The organism is Klebsiella sp. 28, from assembly GCF_018223905.1.
Lineage (GTDB): Bacteria > Pseudomonadota > Gammaproteobacteria > Enterobacterales > Enterobacteriaceae > Klebsiella > Klebsiella pneumoniae.
In genome coordinates this window covers 1-5,781 of record NZ_JAGRQY010000241.1, presented here as the reverse complement: position 1 = coordinate 5,781, position 5,781 = coordinate 1, and the positions used below count along the sequence as shown (strand labels likewise).

At 61.9% G+C, this 5,781-nt stretch carries 7 protein-coding genes; 2 read left to right on the top strand and 5 right to left on the bottom strand.

Annotated elements, in window-relative coordinates; all coding sequences use genetic code 11:
- Positions 1-759, top strand: a 759-nt coding sequence (locus KHQ28_RS27335; RefSeq protein ID WP_203168214.1) for a YbfB/YjiJ family MFS transporter, incomplete at its 5' end; no start/stop codon positions are given.
- On the opposite strand, the gene KHQ28_RS27330 is transcribed toward KHQ28_RS27335, so the two are convergent.
- Positions 756-1,601, bottom strand: a complete 846-nt coding sequence (locus KHQ28_RS27330; protein WP_023283692.1) for a LysR family transcriptional regulator — start codon at positions 1,599-1,601, stop codon at positions 756-758. The genes KHQ28_RS27335 and KHQ28_RS27330 overlap by 4 nt on opposite strands.
- A gap of 74 nt (positions 1,602-1,675) precedes the next feature.
- Here KHQ28_RS27330 and KHQ28_RS27325 point away from each other — a divergent pair, with 74 nt between their 5' ends.
- Entirely contained in the window at positions 1,676-2,749 is a 1,074-nt protein-coding gene (locus KHQ28_RS27325; protein ID WP_077256751.1) for a nitronate monooxygenase family protein, read from the top strand.
- A 10-nt stretch (positions 2,750-2,759) separates the two neighbouring features.
- Here KHQ28_RS27325 and KHQ28_RS27320 read toward each other — a convergent pair whose 3' ends face one another.
- The 4 genes from KHQ28_RS27320 to KHQ28_RS27305 form a co-directional block, all read right to left on the bottom strand.
- On the bottom strand, positions 2,760-3,419 hold the full coding sequence (locus KHQ28_RS27320; RefSeq protein ID WP_021440109.1) for a methionine ABC transporter permease: 660 nt from the start codon (positions 3,417-3,419) through the stop codon (positions 2,760-2,762).
- Complete coding sequence (locus KHQ28_RS27315; RefSeq protein ID WP_023342815.1) at positions 3,416-4,207, bottom strand: methionine ABC transporter ATP-binding protein; 792 nt, start codon at positions 4,205-4,207, stop codon at positions 3,416-3,418. The genes KHQ28_RS27320 and KHQ28_RS27315 overlap by 4 nt, the downstream gene beginning before the upstream one ends.
- Positions 4,204-5,010 (bottom strand): MetQ/NlpA family ABC transporter substrate-binding protein, encoded by an 807-nt coding sequence (locus KHQ28_RS27310; RefSeq protein ID WP_002904638.1) that lies wholly within the window; start codon positions 5,008-5,010, stop codon positions 4,204-4,206. The genes KHQ28_RS27315 and KHQ28_RS27310 overlap by 4 nt, the downstream gene beginning before the upstream one ends.
- 23 nt (positions 5,011-5,033) lie before the next feature.
- Positions 5,034-5,781: isopenicillin N synthase family oxygenase (locus KHQ28_RS27305; protein WP_211777760.1), on the bottom strand; the 748-nt coding region annotated here is incomplete at its 5' end.

The window sequence follows — 5,781 nt, the reverse complement described above, 5'->3', positions numbered from 1 at the left end:
CCGTTGCTGTATGCCGGGGTGGGGCTGGGGATATTTATCTCCGCGGAGGGGATCGCCCTTGGACATGCCCTGAGCCTCACCAGCCAGCAGATCTGGCTGCTCTGCGCATTATGCGCCGGTCTGCTGCTGGCGCTGGCGATCCGTTGGCTGCTGACTCCGCCGGCTGCACTGGTGCGGGCTTCCCATGTTGAGACCTCCCTGCCTGCGTCCGGGAGCGATACCCGTCGCGCGGCGTGGCGACTCTTGATGGTTTACGGCCTGGCGGGCTTCGGCTATATCATCACCGCCACTTATCTGCCGTTGTTTCTGTCCGGTTCGCTGCAGAGCGTTGACCCGGTCCATCTGTGGGCGCTGTTTGGTCTGGCGGCCGCGCCGTCCTGCCTCATCTGGCATAAGCTGGTGCTAAAGTGGGGATACCGGCAAGCGCTGACCCGCAACCTGCTCGTCCAGGCGCTTGGCGTGATCCTTCCAGCCTGCAGCGCTTCATTGCTGTTTTGCGTGCTAAGCGCGCTTTTGGTGGGCTTTACCTTTATGGGCACCGTAACCATTGCGCTACCGAAGGCGAAAAGTCTCAGCCATCAGGTGAGCTTCAATATGATTGCCGCGATGACTGCACTGTACGGTGTGGGACAGATTGCCGGGCCGCTTATCGCCGGCGCGCTGTATCAGATCGCGGCTTCATTTAACCCGGCGCTCTGTGCCGCGGCGCTGGCGCTGCTGATTGCCGCAGGGCTGGTCTTTACCGAACGCCAGGCTTAGCCAATCGCCACGCTTTGCAGCAGCTTGCGCCACTCGCTCAGGGCGGGGGCGCTCAAGCCGCTGCGCCAGATAAGCTGGGTGGTCGCCTCGCACAGCGGTTCGCTAAGGCAGTTTTCGGGAAGCGTCATCAGCGACAGCACGCTCTGCGGCAGCAGGCAGGCGTAGCGCCCGGACGCCACGCAGGCAAGCATGCTGTGATAGGAATTGACCTCATGCACCTCCACGGCCGCCTGCTGTTCCGCCAGCCAGCGTTCTCCCAGCGCGCGGTAGCTGCAGCCGCTGGCAAATGCCGCAAACCGCAGCGGACCCGGGGTCTGCGGACGGACCAGCATCAGGGTTTCATAAAACACCGGGGTGAATGCCAGCTCGTCGGGACAGGCAGGTTGCCCATCGGCCCCTGGCGGCAGGCAGACCAGCGCGGCATCAAGGGCGGCGGTTAACACCCCCTCGGTTAACTGGCGGGTCGGTTGGGTGATGAGGGTGATATCCACCTGTGGGCACTGCTGTTGGAAGCGGGTAAGCAGCGGCGGCAGCCGGCTGGCGGCGGTCGCCTCCATCGCGCCCAGACGCAGACTGCCGCCTGGGGTTGTCGGATGCAGAGCCTGCTTTGCCTCTTCCGCCAGGCTCAGGATCCGCCGGGCATAGCTGAGAAACTGCACGCCTGCCGGGGACAACACCATTTTTTTGTTGCCGCGAACGAAGAGCTCAACGGCAAGCTCCTCTTCCAGCTGCTGAATGCGGGTCGTGATATTGGACTGTGCGCGGCCCAGCCGTTTTGCTGCCTGGGTGACGCTCTGCGTTTCTGCCACCTGAATGAAGATCTCGAGTGTGCTGTGGTTCATATTTTTCTTCTCAATACGATAATAATGTTGATCTTACCATCTTTAAAGGAGATGGTAAGCCTCCAGCATCGTTAATGCATGAGGAAACCATGAGCAACCCGCTGCTTTCGCTTCTTGATATTGATTATCCCCTGATTCAGGCCCCGATGGCGGGCGTCTCCACCCCCGCGCTGGCTGCCGCGGTAAGTAATGCCGGTGCGCTGGGCTCGCTGGGGCTGGGCGCTTCAACCGTTGCCCAGGCGGAAGCGATGATAGTCGCCACCCGCCAGCTGACGGACCGCCCGTTCAATGTCAATCTGTTCTGCCATGCGCCGCCCCGGCGCGACGCCCGGCGAGAAGCCGACTGGGCAACAACATTACGTCCCCATTTTGCCCGCTATGGCAGTACGCCACCGGATTCGTTAAGCGAGATATACCAGACATTTGTCGGTCATGCGCCGATGCTGGAGCTGCTTCTCGACCTGTCGCCGGCGGTGGTGAGCTTTCATTTTGGTCTTCCTGAAGGTGAGACGATCCAGCGTCTGCGGCGGCAGGGGATCGTTACCCTGGCGACGGCAACCTCGCTCCAGGAGGCGCTGCTGATTGAACAGCAGGGGATCGACGTGGTGGTCGCTCAGGGCTATGAGGCGGGCGGGCACCGGGGGATCTTTGCTCCGCAGGCGCCTGACGCGCAGCTGAGCACCTTCACCCTGGTGCAACTTCTGCGGCGTCGACTAACCATCCCGGTGGTGGCCGCCGGGGGCATCATGGACGGAGCGGGGATCGCCAGCGTGATGCAGTTGGGGGTGCAGGGCGTACAGCTCGGTACGGCGTTTTTACTGTGTCCGGAATCGGCCGCCGACGCCGGCTATCGCGCGGCGATCCACAACAGCCTTGACGGGCGTACGGTGCTGACCTCCGCGATATCCGGGCGTCCGGCACGCTGTCTGGCGAATGCCTTCTGTGCGCTGGGGGAAGGCTATCCGGCGAGCGCCGTGCCGGATTATCCGCTGGCGTATGATATCGGCAAAGCACTGGCCGCCGCCGCGAAAGCCCAGGGCGTCCATGAGTATGGCGCCCACTGGGCCGGGCAGGGGGTGGGGTTGATCCGCGAGTGTGACGCCGCCAGTCTGGTTCGTCAGCTGGCGGCAGAGAGCGGCTGGAACTAATGACTGACGGCTAGCGGCGGTGGGCCAGGCGGCGCACCAGCCGATCGCCGGCCATTTGCACCCCCTGGACCATCGCCACCAGGATCAGCACTGTGCCAAACATGACTTCATTATTAAACCGCTGATAGCCGTAGCGGATGGCGAGGTCGCCGAGTCCACCGCCGCCGATCACACCGGCCATGGAGGAGAAACCAATCAGCATCACGATGGTCAGCGTGATCCCGGCCAGCAGCGTTGGCAGGGCTTCCGGCAGCAGGGATTTAAAAATGACGTGCCAGACGTTGCCGCCCATCGACAGAATGGCTTCAATTCTCCCGTAGTCCACCTCGTCGAGCGCGTTTTCCGTCAGACGGGCAAAGAATGGAAAGGCGCCGATGGTTACCGGCACGATGGCGGCGGTGCTGCCCAGCGTGGTGCCGACGATCAGCCGGGTAAAGGGGATCAGGGCGATCAGCAGTACGATAAACGGCAGCGACCTGCCGATGTTGATCACCGCGCCTAACAGCGCGTTCAGTTTCGGCATCGGCGCCAGCCCGTTGGCGCGGGAAATAAATAACAGCACGCCGGTGGGCAGCCCGATCAGCACGGTAAACAGGGCCGCCAGGCCCACCATATAAAGCGTATCCAGCGTGCCGTCGAGTAATAACGGCCACAAATCTTCCCAGCTCATGCTACTCCGCATAATGGCCTCCCCTGAACGCCGTGGCGGGTAAGAAATTCCTGTTCAGCCTGCGGGTCGTGCAGCAGCGACTGGCGCAGCCGCGACCATGGGGTCACCAGCAGGTCGGCGAGTTTACCGCTTTCGACAATCTCGCCCTGTTCCAGCAGCGCCGCGTGGTCACAGATGGTTTTCACCACCTCCAGCTGGTGCGTAATCAGCACAATGGTCAGATTGAGGCGCTGGTTAATATCCGCCAGCAGGGCCAGCACCGAGGCGGTGGTCTCGGGATCCAGCGCACTGGTCGCCTCATCGCACAGCAGCACTTCCGGCCGGGCGGCCAGCGCCCGGGCGATGCCGACGCGCTGCTTTTGCCCGCCGGAAAGCTGTGACGGGAAAGCAGCGGCCTTTTCGCTGAGATCCACCAGCTCCAGCAGTTCGCGCACCCGGGCCTCGCGAGCGGCCCTCGGCACTCCGGCAATCTCCAGCGGCACCGCGATGTTGTCAGCGACGGTGCGGGCATGCAGCAGATTGAAGTGCTGGAAAATCATCCCGGTGCGCAGGCGATAATCCCGCAACGCCGCCTTGTTCAACTGGGTAATATCCTGTCCGTTCACCAGAATGCGGCCCGAGGTGGGCCGCTCCAGTAAATTGAGACAGCGGATGAGCGTACTTTTGCCGGCGCCACTGCGCCCGAGAATGCCGTATATTGCCCCTTTCGGTATCTGCAACGCGATATCGTTCAGCGCCGGTCGGCCGGTTCCGGCGTAGGTTTTGCTCAGCCCTTCGATGGTTATCATGACTGAGGGGCCACCGGGATCACCGAGCCGTTGTAGGTTTTACGGATAAACTCCGCCACCTGCGGTGACGTCAGATCTTTCGCCAGCGCCTTAATGCGCGGGTCATTCGCCAGGGCTGGGGTGGTCACCAGAATATTGGCGTACGGGTTATGCTCGGCGCTTTCCAGCCCCAGGGCATCCTTCGCTGGCACCAGGCCGGCTTCCAGCGCGTAGTTACCGTTAATCACCGCCAGGTCGACATCGTCGAGGGAGCGCGGGATCTGCGGCGATTCAATCTCCAGAATCTTCAGGTGTTTCGGGTTCTCGACAATATCCTTCGGCGTCGCCAGGGTGGTGGCCGGGTCGGTAAATTTAGGGTCCAGCTTAATAAGCTTCTGCGCCTGCAGCAGGAACAGCGCCCGGCTCAGGTTGGTGGTGTTATTCGGCACCGCCACGGTGGCGTTTTCCGGCAGTGATGAGAAATCTTTATGCTTATGCGAGTAAATTCCCAGCGGCTCAATATGCACCGTGGCCGCGACGGCAAAGGTTTTACCCAGCGCTTTTTCCTGATCCTTCAGATAGGGAACATGCTGGAAGTAGTTGGCATCCACATCGCCACTGGCCAGCAGTTCATTGGCGTTGACCCCGCTGGTCAGCTCCACCACCTTCAGATCGAGGCTGGGATCAATTTTTTTGATGTAGTTGAGGATCTCCGCGTGGGGAACCGGGTCCGCGGCGACGCGCAGCGCGGCAGCCTGGGCAGACGTCCATGCCAGAGAAAGAGACAGTGCGACTCCTGCCAGTTTAAAAGCGGCATATTTCATGATGTGTTCCTTTTTAGTTATGGTTAAACGATCAATTGCTCGGCGCGTTCGCGAAACACGTCCTGATAGTAGCGTTCCGCCACGTCCGGATGGGAACGCAGACGGCCCTTGAGATAATTCCAGCCGACATCTCGCAGCAGCGGATTGTGCGGGTCGCTGTCCGGCCCTCGCGCTTCACGCGCCAGCTCGGGCGGCAGGGTGTAAACCGGCACCACCGCGTCAAGCTGGGCGCCGAGGAAGAAGGCGATGGAGAGGCGCTGCTGCTGCGCCGGCGGCGACACCACACGATGGACGGTAGCGCGCAAATACCCGTTGGTCGCCAGCTCCAGCAGTTCGCCAATATTGACCACAAAGCTGCCGGCCAGCGGCACGGCGTCGATCCATTCTCCAGGCGCGACCTCTACCTGCAGTCCTTTCTGCTCGTCCTGCAGCAGGAAGCTGAGAAACCCCGAATCTTTATGGGCGCCGACGCCCTGGCTGCTTTGGGTCTCCTGCTGGCCGGGGTAGCGGATCAGTTTGATATGCTCGTTGGGTTTGTCGCCGTAGAGCTGATCGAAAGCATTCTCCGGGAGCTGCAGGGCTTCGGCAAAGGCGCGCAGCAGGCGGATGCCCACCTGGGTCATTTGCTGTTGCCAGTGAAGTAATACCGGTTTAAGCGACGGCAGGGCGGCAGGCCACAGATTCGGACCCTGCAGGCGCTGCCAGCGCGGGGCGTCGTCGCTGAGGGTCAGCGCCGGACGTTCGGCGCCGATATCAAACTGCGCTCGCCAG

Excerpts from the sequence above, each read along its gene's own strand:
- KHQ28_RS27330 (WP_023283692.1), bottom strand. The coding sequence starts at position 1,601 with ATGAACCACAGCACACTCGAGATCTTCATTCAGGTGGCAGAAACGCAG.
- KHQ28_RS27310 (WP_002904638.1), bottom strand. The coding sequence starts at position 5,010 with ATGAAATATGCCGCTTTTAAACTGGCAGGAGTCGCACTGTCTCTTTCT.
- KHQ28_RS27315 (WP_023342815.1), bottom strand. The coding sequence starts at position 4,207 with ATGATAACCATCGAAGGGCTGAGCAAAACCTACGCCGGAACCGGCCGA.
- KHQ28_RS27320 (WP_021440109.1), bottom strand. The coding sequence starts at position 3,419 with ATGAGCTGGGAAGATTTGTGGCCGTTATTACTCGACGGCACGCTGGAT.
- KHQ28_RS27325 (WP_077256751.1), top strand. The coding sequence starts at position 1,676 with ATGCATGAGGAAACCATGAGCAACCCGCTGCTTTCGCTTCTTGATATT.